This window comes from Acidimicrobiales bacterium (assembly GCA_041394265.1).
In the GTDB taxonomy this organism is placed as follows: domain Bacteria; phylum Actinomycetota; class Acidimicrobiia; order Acidimicrobiales; family SZUA-35; genus JBBQUN01.
In genome coordinates this window covers 505,662-524,472 of the sequence record JAWKIO010000006.1, presented here as the reverse complement: position 1 = coordinate 524,472, position 18,811 = coordinate 505,662, and the positions used below count along the sequence as shown (strand labels likewise).

The following is an 18,811-nucleotide window of genomic DNA, read 5'->3' as shown; positions in this document are numbered from 1 at the left end:
GGCACGCACAAGCTCACCAGCGGCCTGCCACGCCCGGTCACCGCCCGAACTGTCCGCACACAAGCCCAAACCTGCGAACTGTCGACACTGAAGCTCAGTTCCGGGCTTCAGTGTCGACAGTTGGTGGAGATGGGCTTCAGGCTCGACGGTTGATGCTGAGTCAGCGGGGGAGGGCGTTGGCGATGGCTTCGATGCCGGTGATCGAGTTGACCAGGCCGAGGTGGGAGCCGGTGATCTCGACCATCTCGGCGGCGGGGTCGAAGCAGTAGCGCCAATCGACGATGCCGTCGTTGCGGGAGTAGATCGAGACGAGGTCGACCTCGTCGGGGAAGGGCAGGTAGCGGTCGTCGTCGACCTGCTGCTCGCGCTCGGGGGCGACCGAACCGAAGGCACCGAGGCGCCACGCCTTGTCGAGGGTTTCGGCCGGGACCTTGACCACGACGAACGGCGGGTACTTGGTGAGCAGGGGCGCTCCGATCGCGATGACCCGCCGCACCAGGTCGGGATGGCGCACGGCCAACACCCGGCCGAACTGACCGCCCCGGCTGTGGCCGACGATGGTGACCCGTTGCTTGGTCTGGGCGACGAGGGTGTCGAGGTCGGCGGCGGCGGCGTCGACCGAGTGGTAGGCCGGGCCGGCGTTGAACCCGACCCGGGCCACCTGGACATGCCAGCCTGCCTTGTCGAGCACGTGCGAGAGTTGGCGAGCCTTGTGCGGACCCGACATGAACCCCGGAATGATCAGGACCGGACGGCCCTCGCCGGCGGGCACACCCGTGCCCTGCCAGAGCGGGCTCCGCCGGAGCGCTCGCCGCTCGAACGGCGCTCGGGCTTCGAGCCACACCGGCCGAGCGAACATGCCGGCGATGCCCCGTTTCGGCTCGGGTGAGGATGCGCTCTCGTCGGTCTGGCGTGTCGTCGCTGGCTCGGCATCGGGCGGGCCGTTTGGTGCAGGGGTGGGTGAGGTCGCGCTCCCGTCGAGCTGGCCGGTCGTCGCTGGCTCGACGTCGGGCGTGGCATTCGCTGCCGACCTGGGCGAGGCCGGGCCGGGGTCGACGACGTTCGATGCCGCAGCTGCGGGGTCGGACGTGCTGTCGCCGGGGTTGGCTGACGTGGCGTTGGACGGGGGCGATGGGGGGACCGAGGGCGGTGTCGTCGATCCGGCGCCATCGGTGGTCACGGTGGCCAAGGCTACCGGCGGCGGGCGAGCCGTCCTGACGTGGTGTTGTCCGGGCCGGTGGCGGGTGAAGGTATGGGGCGTCGCGACGTGGGGGTCGTCCAGGCCGGCTGGTGGCGTGGTGCGTGCGAGTGGGCCTACGTGGCTGTCGGTTGGGCGCACGCTTGGCGATCGTCGATCGGCCCGGGATTCGGGCGGCAGCGTGCTCGCTTCGGGTTACGTTGAGGGGATGGCTGCGCTGCGCTTCTTCTTCGGCACCATGGGATCGGGAAAGTCGACCCAGGCCCTCCAGATCCACCACAACCTGCGAAGCCGTGGTCTCGAGTGTGCGCTGATCACCCAACTCGATCGACAGGCGGGCAAGGTGTCGAGCCGCCTCGGCGTCTCGGCCGAGGCGATCATCCTCGATCCGGGGGTCGATCTGTTCCGCCTCATCACCCAGGAACACCTCTCGGGACCGGGTCTCGAGGCGGTCATCTGCGACGAGGCCCAGTTCTACGCCCCCCACCAGGTCGACCAGCTGGCTCGAGTGGTCGACGAGTTCGATATCGAGGTCTACGCGTTCGGCCTGCTCACCACGTTTCAGGGTGTGTTGTTCGACGGATCGAAGCGGCTGCTCGAACTGGCCGATGTCCGCAGCGAACTGCAGGTCGAGGCCCGCTGCTGGTGCGGTGATCGGGCCACCCACAACGCTCGCTTGGTGAACGGCATCCAGGTCTACGACGGCGAAATCACGGTGGTCGGCGACACCGGCGGCGAGGCGACCGTCACCTACGACCTGCGCTGCCGGAAGCACTGGCTCGAGGGCAAGCAGCGGCACGAGCAAGACGCGCTCTTCGTCGAGCCTCGGCCGGCGAGAGTGGAACGCAAGATCGTCGGCTGAGCGCGTCCGCCGGGCGGGTGGATCGGCTCAAGATTCGCGGCCGCTCACCGCTCTAGCGTTTTCCGCATGGGCATGATCATGCTGCTGATCGGGATCGTGGTGGGTGTGGCCGCCGGGTTCTCTGTCGGCTGGGCACTGCAGAAGCAGGCGAACGCCGAAGTCATCGAGGCGATGGAACGTCGCCTGCGCAACGCACAGAAGGCGCGCCTGCGAGCCGAGGAGCAACTCGTGGTCCGGCGGGCGCACTCGAACGCCTCGATCGCCATGATCCGCGGCGAACTCGACCGCACTCGAAGCCGATTGCACGAGGTCGAGAGCCTGCGGGTCGACTGACCCGGCACCCATACGCCGCTGCACCTCGTCGGGGTGCAAGCATGGTGCCATGTCTCGCACCGTTGCACTGCTGAATCAAAAGGGTGGGGTCGGCAAGACCACGGTCACCCTCGGGCTTGCCTCGGCCGCTTGGGCCAAGGGCGTCAAGACGCTGGTCGTCGACCTCGACGCCCAGGCGAATGCCACGTGGACCCTCGGCGTCGAACCGGCGATCGAGAACTGGGGGACCGGCGACGCTCTGCTCGCCAACAAGCCCGGCGCCGCCGCCGACATGATCGTCGCCTCGGGATGGGGCGACGACATCTGGTTGCTCCCGGCGGCGTCCGACCTCGTCCAGCGCGAAACCGACGTCAACCGACGTCATCCCGAAGGCCGGCTGCGGCGGGCGCTCGAGGGCCTCGACCAGCAGTTCCAGCTGATCTTGATCGACTGCCCACCGTCGCTCGGGCTGAACACGGTCAACGGCCTGGTGGCCGCCTCACATGCGTTGGTGGTCGTCGAACCCACCGTTTTCGGTGTTCGTGGTGTTGGCCCGGTGCTCGACCTCATCGAAGACGTCTGGAGCACGCAGAACGATGCGCTCGAGCTGGCCGGCGTCGTGCTGAACCGGGTGCCGGCGGTGTCGAGCGACGCTCACACCCAAGCTGGTGCACTGGCCAAGCTGGTCGGATCGAAGAGTGTCTGGAGTCCGTCGATCCCACACCGGGTGGCGATCAACGAGGCGCACGCCGAACGGTCACCGATCCACGCCTACGGACGACGCGCCGGCGAACTCGGCGAGATCTTCGACGCCCATCTTCGCCGCCTGCTCTAGAGCAACAAGATCGACCCTCGCCGGTGGCGGCGGCTGGGGGTCGTGATGGTGGAGATCGAAGTGCAGCACGGGAAGGTTGCGCAGTCGCACCATGAACAGCCATGACCCCGCCACCAGCAGGGCGGCGATGATGGCGTCGGTCCAGTAATGGTTGGCGGTCACGACGACCACCATCGTGGTGATGATCGGGTGCGCCAGGATCAGATAGCGGAAGCGTGAGCGGGACAGGGCGATCACGCTGATGGCGATGAGCAGCGCCCAACCGACATGGAGCGACGGCATGGCGGCGATCTGGTTGGCGGCCGATGACGCCGCCAGGTCATAGGGGCTCGGGCCGAACACGGCGCCGGTGTCGATGTAGCCCACCGACTTGAGCATGCGGGGCGGCGCCAGCGGGAAGATCAGGTGGAGCACCAAACCGGCGGTGGTGAGGATGATGAGGCTGGCTCGGATGACACCGAAATGCCGGGGGTGACGGAACCACGCCCAGGCCAAGAAGGCAGCGGTGAAGGGGAAGTGCACCCACATGTAGAAGGTGTTGGCCGCCGTGATGATCTCGGGATGGCGCAGGAACGGGTACTGCAGCATGGTCTCGGACGGCAGACCGATGGCGTTCTGGAAGTCGAGCAGGCGGGCGGCGTTGCCGAATGCCGTGGTGTGGTCGTCGGCGGTGATGCGGCGGACGAAGGCGTAGGCGAGGTAGAGACCACCCAAGACGGCGATGTTGCGGGCCAGATCGACCACGCGACTCGACAACGATGTTGCGGTGGATGCCGATGCGGCATCGTCGGTTGTCGGATGAGTTGCCCCCATCGAACCCCGCCCCCGTGTGAGGTGTCTCAGTGTGAGGTCTGCATGACGTTGGACGTCGCCCTTCCCAAAGGTTATGGGAATCAAACCACCTTGTCACCATCATTTGCCGTCGCGGCTGGTCAGCGGGATGGTCCACCCACCGAGTTCACCCACGTCAGGGCTGAAGGGACCAATCGATCGGCGTGCGACCGGCGGCGACGAGTGCGGCGTTCGCTCGGCTGAATGGGCGGCTTCCGAGGAATCCGCGGTGGGCGGAGAGGGGCGACGGATGGGCCGATTCGATGATGACGTGGCGACTCGTGTCGATCAGCGTTCGTTTCTTGCGGGCCGCCGATCCCCACAACATGAACACCACCCGTTCCGGCTTGGCGTTGACGGCCATGAGGACCTCGTCGGTGAAGCGCTCCCACCCCTTGCCCTGGTGTGACGCGGCCTGTCCGGCCCGGACGGTGAGGGTGGTGTTGAGCAGGAGCACGCCCTGGCGAGCCCAGGGCTCCAGCGAGCCATCGGTTGGCGGCGTGATGCCGAGGTCGGACTCGAGTTCGGCGAACAGATTCTTGAGCGACGGTGGTGGTGGCGTCGGCGGCCGGACCGAGAAGCAGAGTCCGTGCGCCTGACCCGGGCCGTGGTACGGGTCCTGGCCGAGGATCATCACCTTGACCTCGGCGTAGGGGGTGAGGTGCAGGGCGGCGAACACCTCGTCGTGCGGCGGATAGACGGGGCCACGGGCCCGTTCCTCGGCCACGAACTGCTGGAGTTCCGCCCAATAAGGCTTGGCGAATTCGCCGTTGAGGATCGGGTTCCAGTCGGTCTTGGGCACCCCGAAAGCCTAGAAGACCTCCGCTACCCTCTCGCCGGTGATCGAGTTGGAGGAGGAACCCGGGGGTCGGCGCTGGCGTTTCGACGCCGACTTCCTCCGCTCCCGCTGGGAGTGTCGCTGGGGTTGCGACTGCGTGGGGATCCTCGACGAACCGGCCAACGAGTTGGGGCAGGGGTGCTGCAGCGTCGGAGCGGAGCTGCTCGATCGCGATGAGGCCATGCAGGTGGGAGCGGCGGCCCTTTCACTCGACCCGGCCCGTTTCCAGTTCCACGCCGGCGACTCGGCCGGGATGGCCGACTATTTCGACCCGGACAACCGCCGCACCCTCGTGGTCGACGGCGCCTGCGTGTTCTTGAACCGTCCAGGGTTCGCCGGCGGGGAAGGATGTGCGCTGCATCTCGCGGCGCTCGACGACGGCGAGTCGCCGATCGACGTGAAACCGTCGGTGTGCTGGCAACTGCCGCTGAAGGTCACCCAGATCGACGACGACGGCGTGCCGGTGACGTTGCTACGGCGCTGGCAACGCGAGGACTGGGGGCCGGGCGGCGCAACGATGGCCTGGCTGTGTACCGACCCCGAGGCCACACCGAGCGCGTACGTCGGCGAGCGGATGGTCATCGACTCGTTGGCCGACGAGCTCGCCGCTCTGCTCGGAACGCCGTTGTTCGAGTCGCTGCGCCGGGCACTGCAACCGGAAGGCCAATGAGCCATTCGACCACGGTCGTGGCGGCGCCACTCCATCGCCGGCGTACCCGGATGCTCACCCTGCTCGCCGTCGGGGCGGTCCTCGCCGGGTGTACCGGCGGGCAGAGCGAGCTGACCGCACCGCCGAGCAGCACGTCCACGACAGCAGCGCCGACATCGACCACCACGACCACGGTGCCGACCACCACCACGACCGAGCCGACCACGACCACGACCATCGAGCCGGCCGTCGCCACGCTGGCGACCATGACGCTCGAACAGAAGGTCGGTCAGCTCCTCATGCCGGTGATCGGGGGCACGACCGCCGACGACAGCGGGTCGTCCCTCGCCGCCGTCCACGCCGGAGGCGTGATCTATCTGGGCAACAACATCACCGACGCCGACCAGCTGACCGCGCTGTCAGCCGGACTCCAGGACCGTGCAGTGGCCGACACCGGCGTCGGCCTGCTGGTGGCGGTCGATCAGGAAGGTGGCCGGGTGGTGCGGGTGCGCGACCAGGTGACCGTGCTGCCATCGGCCCGGTCGTACGACGGCGATGTGGCTGCCGCCGCCGCCGACGCCACGCTGAGCGGCAGTGAGCTCCGGCTCCAGGGCATCAACATGGTGCTCGCACCCGTTGCCGACCTGACCGACAGCACGACGAGCGTGATCGGCAACCGGTCCTACAGCGTCGATCCGCTCGTGGCCTCGGCGATGGTGTCGGCCGTGGTCGACGGGTATCAGGCGGCGGGTGCGGCGTCGGTGGTGAAGCATTGGCCCGGGCATGGACCGACCGAGGTCGACAGTCACCAGTCACTACCCACGCTCGGGATCAGCGTCGAACAATGGCGAGCGGTCGATCGAGTCCCGTTCGTTGCGGCCCTCGACGCCGGCGTCGACGCCGTGATGGTCGGTCACCTCGCCTTCCCGGCGCTCGACCCCAGCGGCGATCCGGCCACCATCTCGCCGATCGTCGTGCAGCAGGAATTGCGTGACGTCCTCGGGTTCGACGGCGTGGTGATGACCGACGCGCTCGACATGGGCGCCGTCGACACGCTCGGGTCGGGCGAGCTCGCCGTGCGATCGATCCTCGCTGGCGTCGACCTGTTGTTGGCGCCGACTGACGTCGAGGCTGCGGCCGCCGGCTTGCTGGCCGCTGTGGCCGACGGTCGACTCACCGAGGAGCGCATCGACCAGTCGGTGCTGCGGGTGTTGCGGCTCAAGGCGGCACTGGGGCTGCCGGTCGGCCCGGCGCCGATCCCGCCCGAGCCCGGTCCGGCCGACACCACGGCGACCGAGGACACGACGACCGAATCGACGATCACCGACACGACGCCCGAGGACACGACGACCACCACCGCCGACGACACCGGCAACACGACGGTCACCACTGCCAACGACACCGGCGACGACTCCGGCGGCGAGGGCGAGCCGTGACCACCGAGGCCTGGCTCGCTGTCGTCCATCTCGCCGCCACGGCGGCGATGGTCGGGCTCATCTGGACGATCCACGCCGTGCACTACCCGCTCTTCGGGCTGGTCGGCCCGGAGCGCTACGCCGAGTTCCAGCGTGAACACATGCGCCGGATCACCCGGGTGCTGCTCGTCCCTTGGGGAGTCGAAGGCCTGTCGAGTCTGGCCCTGGTGGCACTCACCGACGGCACCGATCGTCGCTGGTCACTTGCCGGACTCGTCCTCCTCGCCGGAGTGGTCGCCGTGACCGGACTCGGCGCGGCGCCGATCCACGGGCGGCTGACCAATGGGTTCGAGCCCGAACTCCATCGGCGGCTCATGCGGTTCGATGCTGTGCGTGCCATCGGCTGGACCGCACGTCTGGTGGTCGCCATCGTGCTGGTGGCCCGCCTCACCGAACGCCCCATCGGTTGAGCGACGGATCGAGCGGTCGGCCAAATCGAGCTGGCGCACTCGGCCGACCCGACCCAGGAACTTTCGGTGGGCCTTATCCGGCGAGGTCTAACCTTGGATCATGTTCGGGAGATCTGACTACGCCATCACCGTGGGTCGGATCGCCGGTGCGCCGGTGAAGATCGGCCCGGGCGCGCTGATCCTCGCCGCCTACTTCGCCATCCAGTTGGGCGCCTCGTGGGCCGACCGGGTCGCCCCGGGGTTGGCCTGGTCGGTGGCCGCCCTCACCGGGCTCGGCTTCATGGCCTCGATCCTGGTGCACGAGTCGGCCCACGCCCTGGTCGCCCGCCGTCGTGGCGTCGGGGTCGACGAGATCCGCCTCTGGCTGCTCGGTGGTTCCGCCGCCATGAGCCGCCGCACCCCCGACCCCGCGTCGGAGATGCTGATTTCGGTTGCCGGCCCGCTTTCCACCCTGGCGCTCGGTGCCGGCTTCTTCGGTCTCGGCCGGACCGTGTCGGGGAGCCTCGTCGTTCCCTACCTCGACCCGGTGAGCGGGGTCACTGCGGGCGCCATCGCCGCCGAAGCACTGTTCTGGCTGGGCACGATCAACCTCGTCCTCGGCTTCTTCAACCTGCTCCCTGCGCTTCCGCTCGATGGCGGTCGTGTGCTCACCGGCGCCCTCTGGAAGTTGCGAGGTGATCGCCTCCAGGCCACCCGGTGGGTGTCGTCGGTCAGCAAGGTCATGGCCTACCTCGCCTTCGGGTTCGCTGCTGTCGAGCTGTTCGTCTGGAACTCGGGCCTCCCGATCTGGACGATCTTCATCGCCATGATGTTCCTCCGCGGCGGCGACGCCGAGCTGGCGTCGCTGTCACTGTCGAGGCAGCTCGATCACGTCTCGGTCGCCGACGTCGCCCGTCCGGCGCCACCGAGCATCCACCTCGACACGAACACCGCCTCGGCGCGGGCCCTGTTGCCACACCCCTCCACCGCTCGGTACGCGATCGCCATCGACGACGACCGCGTCGTGCGGGGGCTGATCGACCTGCGAGCGCTGTGGGTGGCGGCCGATCACGATGGCACCAACCCGGTCGCCGACATCATGGAGCCGGTCGACGAACATCGAGCGGCCTTTGCCAGCGAGCCGCTGTCGAGCCTGATCGATCGCGGCGTCGCCCCACCATTCGTCGTCATCGACCATGGGTGGCGCCCCACCGGTTTGGTGGAGTCCATGCAGCAGCTCACCAGCGCCCGGCCCGCCCCGACGCCGACGGTCTGACCGGCGAATCGAGCCGCTACACCCGTCGCAGCAGAGTTACGAACCGAGGGTCGCGTTGACGTAGGGTGACCCTGTGACATCCGGCCACACGGTTGACGACATCGACTCGGCACCACCGCCGGTCGTCTGTGTGCTCGGCCCCACGGCCGTGGTCAACGGCGATGGCACCCGCTCCGCGGTCGCCGGTCAGCAGGGCGATGTGTTGGCGCTGTTGGCCGCCATGCACCCGGCCGGGGTACGGACCGACGTGCTGTATGAGGTCCTGTGGGGCGAGCGGGCGCCGCGGACGGCCGCCACCGGTCTACGCGTCGTGGTCAATCGGCTCCGAGACCGGCTCGGCCACGTACATGCGGATGCCATCGTGAACGAGGCGGGGCACTACCGGCTGGTCGTCGACCCGATGCAGATCGACATGCACCAGTTCGACGCTCGAGTGCAGCTTGCTCGTGGACTCGTCGATGGCGGCCGCTACGACGAGGCCATCACCCAGTTCGAGCGGGCGTTGGCGCTCTGGCACGGCGAGTCCTTCCAGTCGACGGGCGACCTGGGACCGCTGATCGGTGTCCAGACCCGACTCGATGAATCACGCGCCGATGCCGAGGAGCGCCTCACCGAAACCCTGATGTTCGCCGGCCGCAATGACGACGCCGTGGTCACCGCCTCGTCGATCATGCGCGACTTCGAGCTCCGCGAACGGCGCTGGGAACTCCTCGTGCTCGCGCTCTATCGAGCAGGTCGACAGGCCGAGGCGCTGCGGGCCTACCGCCGGGCCGAGCGGATGCTGGCCGAGGAATACGGCCTCCAACCCGGGCCACAGCTGGCCGAGCTCGAACTTCGGATCCTCGAACAGGATGCCACCCTGCTGCTCGACGAGCGTCTGGCGCAGGTGGCCACCGCCGATGCGCCACTCCGACTCACCAGCATCCTCGATGCCATCAAGAGCAAGCCGGCGGTACCGGCGATCGCCTCGCCGCTCGTCGGTCGCGACGACGACCTGCAGCGTGTATCCGATCTGTTGGAGCGTCACCGCCTCCTGACGATCGTCGGCCCGGCGGGTGTCGGCAAGACCCGCCTGGCCACCCAGCTCGCGCAGGGCACCGCGCACGGCCAGGTGATCTGGCTCGATCTCCTCGTCCGCGATCCCGACTCGATCATCGCCGAGTTGGCGTCCCAGCTGGGCGTCGGTGGCCACGGCGGCGAGGTGATCGAAGCGGTGCTCCGAGCGCTGTCGATGGCGCCGGCCATGCTCGTGTTCGACAACTGTGAGCACGTGATCGACACCATCGCCCCCTTGGCCGAGGCCATGGTCCGCCACTGTCCGGCGCTGCGGGTCGTGGCGACCAGTCGGGTGGCGTTCGATTCCGAGTCGGAGATGAGCGTCGATCTGGCGGCGCTCGACCACGACGCGGCCCGCCACCTGGTCCTCGACCGACTCGCCGGGTTCGACGCCAGGGGCACGATCTCCGACGCCTCGCTCGACCAACTCGTCGACGCAGTCGACCGGATGCCGCTTGCCCTCGAACTGGTCGCCAGCCGGTTGCGCAACCGGCCGATCGAGATCGTCATGCGAGAACTCGAGGAGAGCCTCGATTCTCTGAGCGGATCGCGCCACAGCGACCAGCGCCACGTCGGTCTCAACGAGGCCTTGGACTGGTCGATCGCCCTGCTCGACGAGGCGGCGCTGCCGGTCTACGAGGCTCTCGGCGTCATGGTCGGTCCCTTCCGGGCCCGTGACATGGCGGCATTGCTCGAGCTGCCGCTCGATGACGTGGCCCAGCAACTCCAGGCGCTTGCGGCCCTGTCGCTCGTCGGGTCGGCGGCGATCGGCGATCTCCCTGCGTATCGAGCGATGCAGACCGTGACCGTGCACGCCCGAAGGCGTCTGGTCGACCAGGGCTCACTGGGGCGGCTCACCGAACGCCACGCCCGGGTGTATGCCAGCGTGATGCGCCGGGCGGCGGTCGATCTGCGCGGACCTGACGAAGAGGTGGCGGTGGCGACGGTCCGGTCGGCAACCGGTCAGATCCGGGCGGCGTTCCAGTGGGCGATCGACCACGACCTCGACACTGCCGAGACCCTCGCCGTCGATCTGTGGGAGTACTCGTTCCTGCGGCTCGACTTCGGCCTCGTGTCGTTCGCTCCGACCGTGGTCGCAGCGATGGAGCGTCAGCAGCGAACGCCGTCGCCCGAGCTGCTCGGCACGGCGGCGTTCGCCTCGTGGGCCATGGGGTTGACGACCGAGGGCCTCGCGCTGGCGGCCCGGGCCGAACGAGCGGCCACGGCGATCGACGCCATCCCACCGATCCGAGCCTTCCAGGCCCGGGCCAACATCGCCTCCATGAGCGGCGACGACGACATGGCGCAGGAGGCCATCATGTCGGCGCTCAAGGCGGCCAAGGCGAAGGGCGATGCGAGCCGTGAAGCCGACATCCTGGTCGGGGTCGTGCTCGGGTTGGTCAAGATGGGCATGGTCGATGTCGCCCGAGACATCGCCGAACAGTGTCTGGCGACCGCCACCGAGTCACAGAACGCCTCGCTGATTGCGTGGGCCCGATGCGGGAGAGGCGTGGCGGAGTTCGACCGAGACCCGCTCGCCGCGCGCCGCGACTTCGCCGAGAGTGTCCGCGTCGCCCGGGGGGTTGCCAACCTCTGGGTCGAGGGCATGGCCACGTCCGGACTGATCCGGGCGCACGCTGCGCTCGGCGAGCTGCGCGAGGCGGCACGTCTCCTCGACCCGCTGCTCGAACTGTGGCGAAGCGTCGGGATCGACGGGATGATCGTCGAGGCCGGTCATCGGGCCGCCCTGATCCTCGATGCCGCCGGCCTCGATGACGCTGCCCATGCCGCCGTATCGGCGCTCCACGACTTCGACGCGCCCCCGTCGATGCTCGACTTTGACGTCGCTGCCTACCAGGCGCTCGCCGAACGTTGCGGCGTCGTGTCCCCGCCGACCGCACCGCCCCACGGTGCGGCCCGGCGATTGGCGCCGGCGGCGGCCACCGACGCGGTCGTGAGCGAGATCCGCTCGCTGCTGCGTCAGCTGCTGAATCCGAGTGGCCAGTAGTCGGTGTTCAACACCATCGGATCCGGTTGGAGGCGCCCGGCCTCGGCCTCGGTGAGGGGGCGTCGGTAGGGTCGCGACGATCCCTCGGCCAGGAACGGCGCGAGCCAGAAGCGGCCGGCCACACGCACGAACGAGCGAGCGAACACCTTGGTGCGTTCGTGTCGCAAGCTGGCCGACACCAGGGTGGCAACGACCTCGGACCGGGCTCGCCCGCGACGCTCGGTGACGAGCAGGAGGCGGTTCACCGCCGGGTTGCCGACCGCCTGGAACAGCCCCGTGCCCACCCAATCGAAGAACCGAGGAAAACCATCGGCCACACCGGCGACGAGCGCCTCGCCCAACCGCACCCCGTCGAGCGAGCGATTGTGGTGTCGCCAGCGGATGAGGCGGGCAAGGTCTCGGGCCTCGGCGTAGGTGAAGGGACGCCGCCCGTTGGGGTCGTCGACCGTGACGGCGTCGAGCGGGAGACCGAGGAGGTGGCCGATGGCGCACCACACGTGGGTATAGGCCTCGCGTTGCTCGTCGCTGATGTCGATCCCGAGGTCGTCGACCATCTCGAAGACCGGAACGACGAAGCTCAACGCCGTTCCCAGGAGGTCTTCGCCGTTGATCGGGGGCCCGTCGGTTTCGGTGTCCCACCCGGCGTCGAGCAGCTTCCGGCTCACGAGCGCATGGAGGAGGCGGACGCCGAAGATCGACTCGGCGGCCGGACCGTCGGGGGTCATCCGGCGGTCGGTGCCGTTGCGGGTCCAGCTCGCATCGGTGGCGAAGATGTCACGCAGGAACTGGGCGGTCTCACCGATGCGGCGGACGGGGTCGGTGGCGAGGTCGGAGATGGTGCCGAGCACCTTCACCCCCTTCGCGGCCGCATAGCCATCGGGGAGGCTGCGGAACAGCAAGCCCATGTAGATCACCGTGCTCGACTCGGCGTAGAGGTCGAGACAGGCGCGGATGTCGGCTGGTGACAGGATCCCTTCGGGGCCCGACACCGCAGCGATCCGCTCGGTGAACTCGCGGTCGAGCACCTCGAGCGGATCGGGAGCATCCGAGCCACGTCGGTGTCGCACCTGCGTGCGCTCGGCGACCTGTTGGAAGGTGAGGTTGGCGACCTGGTCGGCGAAGTGGTGCGTGGCGAGCGATCGGAGTTCGTCGAGCCGTTCGTTCGAGAACACCGCGGTCGGGGCGCCGGTGATGGCCGGGTCGTTCGAGTTCAGGCGCTGCTCGAACCGGTCGAGCTCTTCGACGAGCTCGGCTCGAGGTACCGGTCGGCGGAGGAGGCCACCGTCGGTGAGGAGCGCACGGGACCGCTGCTCGTTGGCGAACATGCGCAGGATGTAGGCCATCCGGTCGGCCAGATCGGCCCAGCAGCTCGACGCTCGGCCATCGACGCGGAAGGTGTCGTAGACAATCGCGAGGAGGTCGTCGGTGGCGATCTCGTCGAGCGGGGGAGCTGGAGCGGCTGGATCGATGCCAGCGGGGAGGGGCGGGATCTCGACGCTGTCGGTGGTCAGCGGCAGCGGCCGGCCGACATCGATGCGACGGTCGGGAAGGTCGATGCCGACGAGCCGGCGAGTGGCGAGATCGATCCAACGGTCTTCCAGGCGGAGCCGCCAGTGGCGCGGGTCGGTGTTGCGCCAGCGGTACCGAGTGCGCAGGGGCACATGGGCGGTGGTGAGGGTGCGGAGCCAGCTACGGAAACCGATCGTGATGGCCTCACCCAGCCGCTGCTGCTCGTGGACGGCGAGGAGCGCGTTGCCGAGCAGGATCGTGCGGGATCGCTGGGCGGGATCGTGGCAATCGAGTGCGTCGCGGTAGGCCTGGAAGCCGCGCAGGAGCAGCACGCGGCCGGTTGCGTCGGGGCCGCCCGCGTTGCCGAGGAGCAGATCGACCAGCGACGGCGGTGCCGCCTGCATGGGATGGCTCGGCGGTGCTGGTGAGCGTTCGAGAAGTTGGGTGGCGCAGCGATCCCAGGCGGCGTCGAGGTCGGCCCCCACCCCGGCCGCCACGCCGACGGTCTCGAGGAAGATCGCGTGGGCTCGACCGACGTCGGCGAAGACCGACCGATTGCCGTCGCCGAACGCCGCGGCGATGAGTCGGCCGACACTCGCACCCGGGAGCCGAAGGACGTCGCCGACGGCATGGGACGCCCACTGACCGAAGGTGCACCAGGTGGCGTCATCGGACCCCAACACCATGCGCATCGCATCGGCGAGATCGCCGTAGGCCTCGGTGATCAGCTCGTTGCGGAGCGCGGCCGGCATGGGCACGAAGGCGACGTGTTCGATGCGCTCGCGACCGTAGTGGCGAGCGCTCAGGTCGGGTCGCCAGACCGACGTGGCCGTCGCGTGTCTCACCGTGGCGTGCCCCCTCGTGGTTCGTTGCCGGCACCGACGCCGACGCCGTCGGTGGGCCGATGGTAGTGGGGCGGCGCAGGGTGTGTCGTGGTGGTCGTGAGCTCGCCGACGGGACGCTTGGCGGTAGGCCTCAACAGGGGAAACAGCGTTAACGGCTCGTTTACGAGGCCTTCGTATCCTGCTGCGCAGTCGGTCTCTGCGGCGGGGGACTGGGCCTGGTGCTGGCTGCGTATGTGCCCCTTGGAGGGAAGGGGTAAATACGCAGCCGCCCCGCCGGGACGGCGCCCCGAGAGCCACCGACCGCGTCGACAACTGGCCCCAACTGCGCGGGCAACTGGCACCGACAACGTCGGCAACAGGCACCGACTGCGTGGGCAACTGGCACCGCCGTCACCCAGATGGCAGGCTCACGCCATGACTCCAGAAGCTGTGATCTCTGCCACTGCCGGACCGACGGGCAACGTTGGTGCCGCGTTCTACTTCCACCCGGACACCTTGGCCAAGGGGAAGGAACTCGGCCTCGATGGCATGCGGTTCTACATCCTCGGCCGGGGTGGCGTGCTCGGTGACGCCGAGTCCGACGTGGTGGCCAGCGCGTTCGGCTACTTCAGCCCGGCGTTGATCGCCAAGCTGTGGAACACGGCGAAGGAGACCCTCGATCCTCGTGAGGCTGGTCGGGTCTACCACGAGTGTTGTGCGAACGTCGGCCGGGCCAAGCTGGCCGACGTCGAGGGACTCGAGGCGTACTGCGACGCCGCCGAGGCCGTGGTGGCCGCCGCTCATCCGGCGGCGCTCGCCCTGTTCGCCGGCATCGCGGCCGAGCCTCGGGCCGAGGACCTGCCCGGTCGAGCCGCCCAGCTTGCGGCCGTGCTGCGTGAACTGCGGGGCAGCGCTCACCTCCTCGCCGTGTTGGCGTCGGGTCTCGACCCCGCAGTCGCCCATGCGATCAAGCGCCCGGAGATGGTCGCCGCCTTCGGTTACGAGTCGGCACCCGAGAGCAGCGAGACCGATGCCGCCAAGCTCGAAGCGGCCGAGGCGCTCACCGACCAGCTGTTGCTGCCGGCGTATTCGCAGCTGAGCGAGGAGCAGGGGCAAGCCCTGGTCGATGGCATCAATGCCATGGCCGCGGCCTACGGCGTCTGATCCGTTCCGTCAGTCGGCGACGAGGAGGGATCGCACCGCGCCGAGTTCGGCGTCGGTGAGTCCCGCCTCGGATCGCAGGTAGCCGAGTGGCCCACCGTGGGTCTCGTCGAGCCAGGTGAGCGTCTTCGCCATGGCCGGTCGTGGCGCGCCGAGGGCCGGGCGGAAGTCCTCGACGTCGAGACCGCGCTCGGCGAAGATCGGCGCGAGGGCCGCCATCCGAGGCTCGGCCCGGTAGGGGTTCGACAACTCGAAGTCGTCGAGGATCCGTTCCCGGTCGACGTTCGCGATGCTGAGGAGCAGCATCGCCATGATCCCGGTGCGGTCCTTGCCGGCCGTGCAGTGGAACAGCGATGGACCGTCGTTGGCCACGTGGCGGATGGCGGTGGCGAACCCGTCGGCGTGCGCCTCGAGCATGTCGACGTAGGTCTGGAACACCCAGTCGTCGTTGATGCCCTCCATCTCGCCGTCGAAGGCTCGCTCGAGGAACGACTTCTCCTGCGCCAGCTTCCCCGCCATGGGGATCTCGATGTGGTTGGCGACCCCGGACCACAGTCGCGACGGGTCTTCGGCCACCTCGACCGGGTAGCGGAAGTCGATCACGGTGACGATGCCGAGCTCGGCGAAGATCTCGTGATCGCTGTCGGTCAGCTGGCTGAGCCGGTCGCAGCGGAACGCGACCCCGCGGCGGATCGCCGAGCCGTCGAGCGTCGGCCAACCGCCGAGGTCACGCAGGTTCAGGGCGCCTTCGAGGTCGATGCGTTGGCCGGGTGCGGGCAGTGTCGTCATGGTGTGTGCTTTCGGATGGGGAGCGAGGCGGTGTGAATGAGGCAGTGTGAATAAGGCGGTGTGAGCGAGCTGATCGCGGTGGTGATCAGGTCGAGGAGGACAGCGTCGGGTCGAGCTGGTCGTGTTCGGTGTACCAGGCAATCGCCGCCGACCGGAGGTCGACCTTGCGGATCTTGACGCCGTTGGGGCCGTCGGTGACGGGGAACTCATCGACGATGACCACGCGATCGGGCGTCTTGTAGTTGGCCAGACCGTTCGCGCAGTGGGCGATGAGGTCGTCGGGTGTGGCGGTGCCGCCGGGGGCGAGACGTACGAACGCGACCGCGACCTCGCCGCCCGGTCGGTCGACGCCGACCACCTGGGCCAGCTCGACTGCCTCGTGGCGTTCGAGGTGATGCTCGATCTCGGTGGGATCGCACAGGAAGCCTCGCAGTCGCAGCGAGTCGCCGAGCCGGGAGCGGTAGACGAAGGCACGGCCATCGACCGTGTGGCCGAGATCGCCGGTGCGGAACCAGCGGTCGTCGGTGAAGGCGGCAACGGTGGCGGCCGTGGTCTCTGGTGCGTCGGGGTGCTCGAGGTAGCCGTCGATCATGCCTGGACCCCGGAACTGGATCTCGCCCGGCTCGCCGTGGGGGAGGACCGCGCCGGTCGCCGGATCGACACAACGCACCTCGAGCTGGTCGGAGACGAGGCGACCGCCGTTGACCGCACGCTCCTCGAGCGGCGCGGCGGCAGGCCAGCGCGACATGAGCGCGAACCCTTCCGACGATCCGTAGACCCCCGACAACCGGAGGCGGCCGTCGGTGAGCCGGTCGGCGAGTTCGGCGACCTGGCGGCCGCTGTTGGTGAAGTCGGCGTAGACGCCGTTGGTCCAGGTCGTGGTGGCGCCGTCGAAGGCCGGTTGTTCGAAGATGGCGGTGAGCATGTCGTCGGACCCATTGGCGAAGGTGACCCGGTGCTCGGCGATGGCGGCGGCACCGGCTGCGGGGTCGAAGGTCTCGTGCAGCACCGTGGTGCCGCCGGCGAGGAGGGTGGCGTAGGCGACGGTGAAGCCGAACACCCCGCACAGTGGCAGCGGCACGTAGGCGACGGTGTCGTGATCGAGGTCGAAGGCGTCGATGACTGCACGGAGGTGGTGGAGGGTGCCGGCCTGAGTATGGACGGCGAGTTTGGGGTGGCCGGTGGTTCCCGAGGTGGTGAAGCCGCACCACCGCTCGTCGCCCGTCACCGTCGGCCGCTCGGGTGACGTCGATGCCGGGGCCGCTGCTTGATCGAGGTCGGTCCAGGCGATTGGACTGAATCGGGCGTCGAACGCCGACGGATCGCCATCGACCAGCACCCGGGGCGTGTCTCGAATGCCCAGGAGGAGTTCGGCGGGACGAACGCCGAGGAATCGGTCGGGTACGAGCACCGCATCGCACCGGCCGACATGGAGCAGATAGTCGAGTTCGGCCGTGCGGAACCGGGTGTTCAGCCCGATCGACAGGCTGCCGATGGCGGCGGTGGCGAGCGAGGTGACCAGCCACTCGACCCGGTTCGGTGCGAACAGGGCGACGCTCGACTGTGGCCCGAGACCCAGGCCTCGCAGGGAGGTCGCCACCCGCTCGACCGACTCGCACAGCTCGCCGAAGGTGAGGTGTCGCCCTCGTTGGTCGATCACGGCGGTTCGGTCTGGCGCCTGCGCTGCGATATCGCAGAGGGCGGGGAAGATCATGAGCGTCTCGGGCGATGGGGGTCGATGGCACACTCTTGCGCCTGTTCCGTCGATTGTCACGCCGAAGGGCGGTCTCGGTGACGTCGGGCTTATGATCGGGTCGTTTCCGTCCGATGCCTGGGTGGTTCGGATTCGGATCGCGGGAGGGAGGTGAGCGTGGCAACGTCGGACCGAGGGACGAGCGTGACATCGTCGGACCGAGGGACGAGCATGACATCGTCGAATCGTCGGCCGACCCTCGTGGCCACCATGTTGGCCGCAGCTGCGGTTGCGCTGTTGGCTGCCTTCACCGTCACCCGAGACCAACCGCTCGAAGAGTCGCTCGACAACGCCACGTTCTTTGCCGACCAGCCCTCGACCACGACCACCCCGACGACCGTGGCCACCACCACCTCGACGGTCGTCGCTCCGGCGTGGCAACCGCTCATGCCGGCCGAGGGCGACGGGGTGCTCATCGCCACGTCGCTCGATCACGCCACGGTGATCGACATCTACGCCGCCCCCGACGACACGGCTGTGCCCGCATGGCGACTCGGCATCCCCACCGAGTTCGGCGGTCCCCGCACCTTCCTCGTGATCGGCGAGTCCGAGGACTGGGTGCACGTGAAGGTCCCGGTCCGTCCGAACGGTTCCACCGGATGGGTCCGCAAAGCCGACGTCACCTTCTCGACCACCACGATCCACGTTGACATCGATGTCTCGGATCGTCTCGTGTCGATCTACGACGGCGACGACCTGGTCTTCCAGACCATCGGCGCGGTTGGGCGCGACGAGTACCCGACACCGGTGGGCGAGTGGTTCCTGCGCGACGCCATCCCGTGGGACGAGCAGTCGGTCTACGGACCGTGGGTGCTCGCGCTCTCGGCGTTCAGCGAGCAGATCGACGAGATCAACGGTGGTCAGGCCGTGGTGGCGCTCCACGGCACCTCCCAGCCAGACAAGCTCGGATCGGCCGTTTCCCTGGGCTGTGTGCGACTCTCGAACGACGACATCACGATCGTTGCCTCGCTCGTGCCGGTCGGATCGCCGGTGGTCATCCACGACTGAACGTGACGACAGTCACAACGGGCGCTAACTTCTCGGTG

At 68.7% G+C, this 18,811-nt stretch carries 16 protein-coding genes; 10 read left to right on the top strand and 6 right to left on the bottom strand.

Annotated features, from left to right (window positions below; translation table 11 throughout):
* Positions 1-160 precede the first annotated feature (160 nt).
* Entirely contained in the window at positions 161-1,180 is a 1,020-nt protein-coding gene (locus tag R2733_26670) for an alpha/beta fold hydrolase (protein ID MEZ5380108.1), read from the bottom strand.
* Between the two features lie 226 nt (positions 1,181-1,406).
* Between R2733_26670 and R2733_26665 the strand changes: the two genes are divergently transcribed.
* The 3 genes from R2733_26665 to R2733_26655 all read left to right on the top strand — a co-directional run bounded on the left by R2733_26665 (position 1,407) and on the right by R2733_26655 (position 3,207).
* The gene (locus R2733_26665) at positions 1,407-2,060 is read left to right on the top strand and encodes a thymidine kinase (GenBank protein ID MEZ5380107.1); all 654 of its coding nucleotides are present in this window, start codon (positions 1,407-1,409) and stop codon (positions 2,058-2,060) included.
* A gap of 66 nt (positions 2,061-2,126) precedes the next feature.
* On the top strand, positions 2,127-2,393 hold the full coding sequence (locus R2733_26660) for a hypothetical protein (GenBank protein ID MEZ5380106.1): 267 nt from the start codon (positions 2,127-2,129) through the stop codon (positions 2,391-2,393).
* A 49-nt stretch (positions 2,394-2,442) separates the two neighbouring features.
* Positions 2,443-3,207: a ParA family protein gene (locus R2733_26655; GenBank protein ID MEZ5380105.1), complete on the top strand. Its 765-nt coding sequence runs from the start codon at positions 2,443-2,445 to the stop codon at positions 3,205-3,207.
* On the opposite strand, the gene R2733_26650 is transcribed toward R2733_26655, so the two are convergent.
* Positions 3,130-3,963: a phosphatase PAP2 family protein gene (locus R2733_26650; GenBank protein ID MEZ5380104.1), complete on the bottom strand. Its 834-nt coding sequence runs from the start codon at positions 3,961-3,963 to the stop codon at positions 3,130-3,132. The two genes, R2733_26655 and R2733_26650, sit on opposite strands and share 78 nt — an antisense overlap.
* Positions 3,964-4,174: 211 nt before the next feature.
* Positions 4,175-4,840 (bottom strand): uracil-DNA glycosylase, encoded by a 666-nt coding sequence (ung, locus tag R2733_26645; GenBank protein MEZ5380103.1) that lies wholly within the window; start codon positions 4,838-4,840, stop codon positions 4,175-4,177.
* Positions 4,841-4,877: 37 nt separating this feature from the next.
* Here ung and R2733_26640 point away from each other — a divergent pair, with 37 nt between their 5' ends.
* The 5 genes from R2733_26640 (at position 4,878) to R2733_26620 (ending at position 11,729) form a co-directional block, all read left to right on the top strand.
* The gene (locus R2733_26640; GenBank protein ID MEZ5380102.1) at positions 4,878-5,546 is read left to right on the top strand and encodes a hypothetical protein; all 669 of its coding nucleotides are present in this window, start codon (positions 4,878-4,880) and stop codon (positions 5,544-5,546) included.
* Positions 5,543-6,961, top strand: a complete 1,419-nt coding sequence (locus tag R2733_26635; protein MEZ5380101.1) for a glycoside hydrolase family 3 protein — start codon at positions 5,543-5,545, stop codon at positions 6,959-6,961. Before R2733_26640 ends, R2733_26635 begins: the two co-directional genes overlap by 4 nt.
* The gene (locus R2733_26630) at positions 6,958-7,410 is read left to right on the top strand and encodes a hypothetical protein (protein MEZ5380100.1); all 453 of its coding nucleotides are present in this window, start codon (positions 6,958-6,960) and stop codon (positions 7,408-7,410) included. Before R2733_26635 ends, R2733_26630 begins: the two co-directional genes overlap by 4 nt.
* A gap of 100 nt (positions 7,411-7,510) precedes the next feature.
* The gene (locus R2733_26625; GenBank protein MEZ5380099.1) at positions 7,511-8,665 is read left to right on the top strand and encodes a site-2 protease family protein; all 1,155 of its coding nucleotides are present in this window, start codon (positions 7,511-7,513) and stop codon (positions 8,663-8,665) included.
* Positions 8,666-8,738: 73 nt separating this feature from the next.
* The gene (locus R2733_26620) at positions 8,739-11,729 is read left to right on the top strand and encodes a BTAD domain-containing putative transcriptional regulator (GenBank protein MEZ5380098.1); all 2,991 of its coding nucleotides are present in this window, start codon (positions 8,739-8,741) and stop codon (positions 11,727-11,729) included.
* On the opposite strand, the gene R2733_26615 is transcribed toward R2733_26620, so the two are convergent.
* Positions 11,702-14,083 carry an oxygenase MpaB family protein gene (locus R2733_26615; protein ID MEZ5380097.1) on the bottom strand — a complete coding sequence of 794 codons (2,382 nt, stop codon included), beginning with the start codon at positions 14,081-14,083 and terminating at the stop codon, positions 11,702-11,704. The two genes, R2733_26620 and R2733_26615, sit on opposite strands and share 28 nt — an antisense overlap.
* Positions 14,084-14,497: 414 nt before the next feature.
* Between R2733_26615 and R2733_26610 the strand changes: the two genes are divergently transcribed.
* Positions 14,498-15,226 carry a hypothetical protein gene (locus tag R2733_26610; protein MEZ5380096.1) on the top strand — a complete coding sequence of 243 codons (729 nt, stop codon included), beginning with the start codon at positions 14,498-14,500 and terminating at the stop codon, positions 15,224-15,226.
* Positions 15,227-15,235: 9 nt separating this feature from the next.
* On the opposite strand, the gene R2733_26605 is transcribed toward R2733_26610, so the two are convergent.
* Together R2733_26605 and R2733_26600 are read right to left on the bottom strand one after the other, a co-directional pair.
* Positions 15,236-16,012, bottom strand: coding sequence for a tyrosine-protein phosphatase (locus R2733_26605; protein MEZ5380095.1), 777 nt, complete (start codon positions 16,010-16,012; stop codon positions 15,236-15,238).
* Between the two features lie 85 nt (positions 16,013-16,097).
* Positions 16,098-17,726: an AMP-binding protein gene (locus R2733_26600; GenBank protein ID MEZ5380094.1), complete on the bottom strand. Its 1,629-nt coding sequence runs from the start codon at positions 17,724-17,726 to the stop codon at positions 16,098-16,100.
* A 210-nt stretch (positions 17,727-17,936) separates the two neighbouring features.
* On the opposite strand from R2733_26600, the gene R2733_26595 reads away from it, so the two are divergent.
* A complete protein-coding gene (locus R2733_26595; protein ID MEZ5380093.1) occupies positions 17,937-18,773 on the top strand; it encodes a L,D-transpeptidase in 837 nt (278 codons plus the stop codon).
* Positions 18,774-18,811 lie beyond the last annotated feature (38 nt).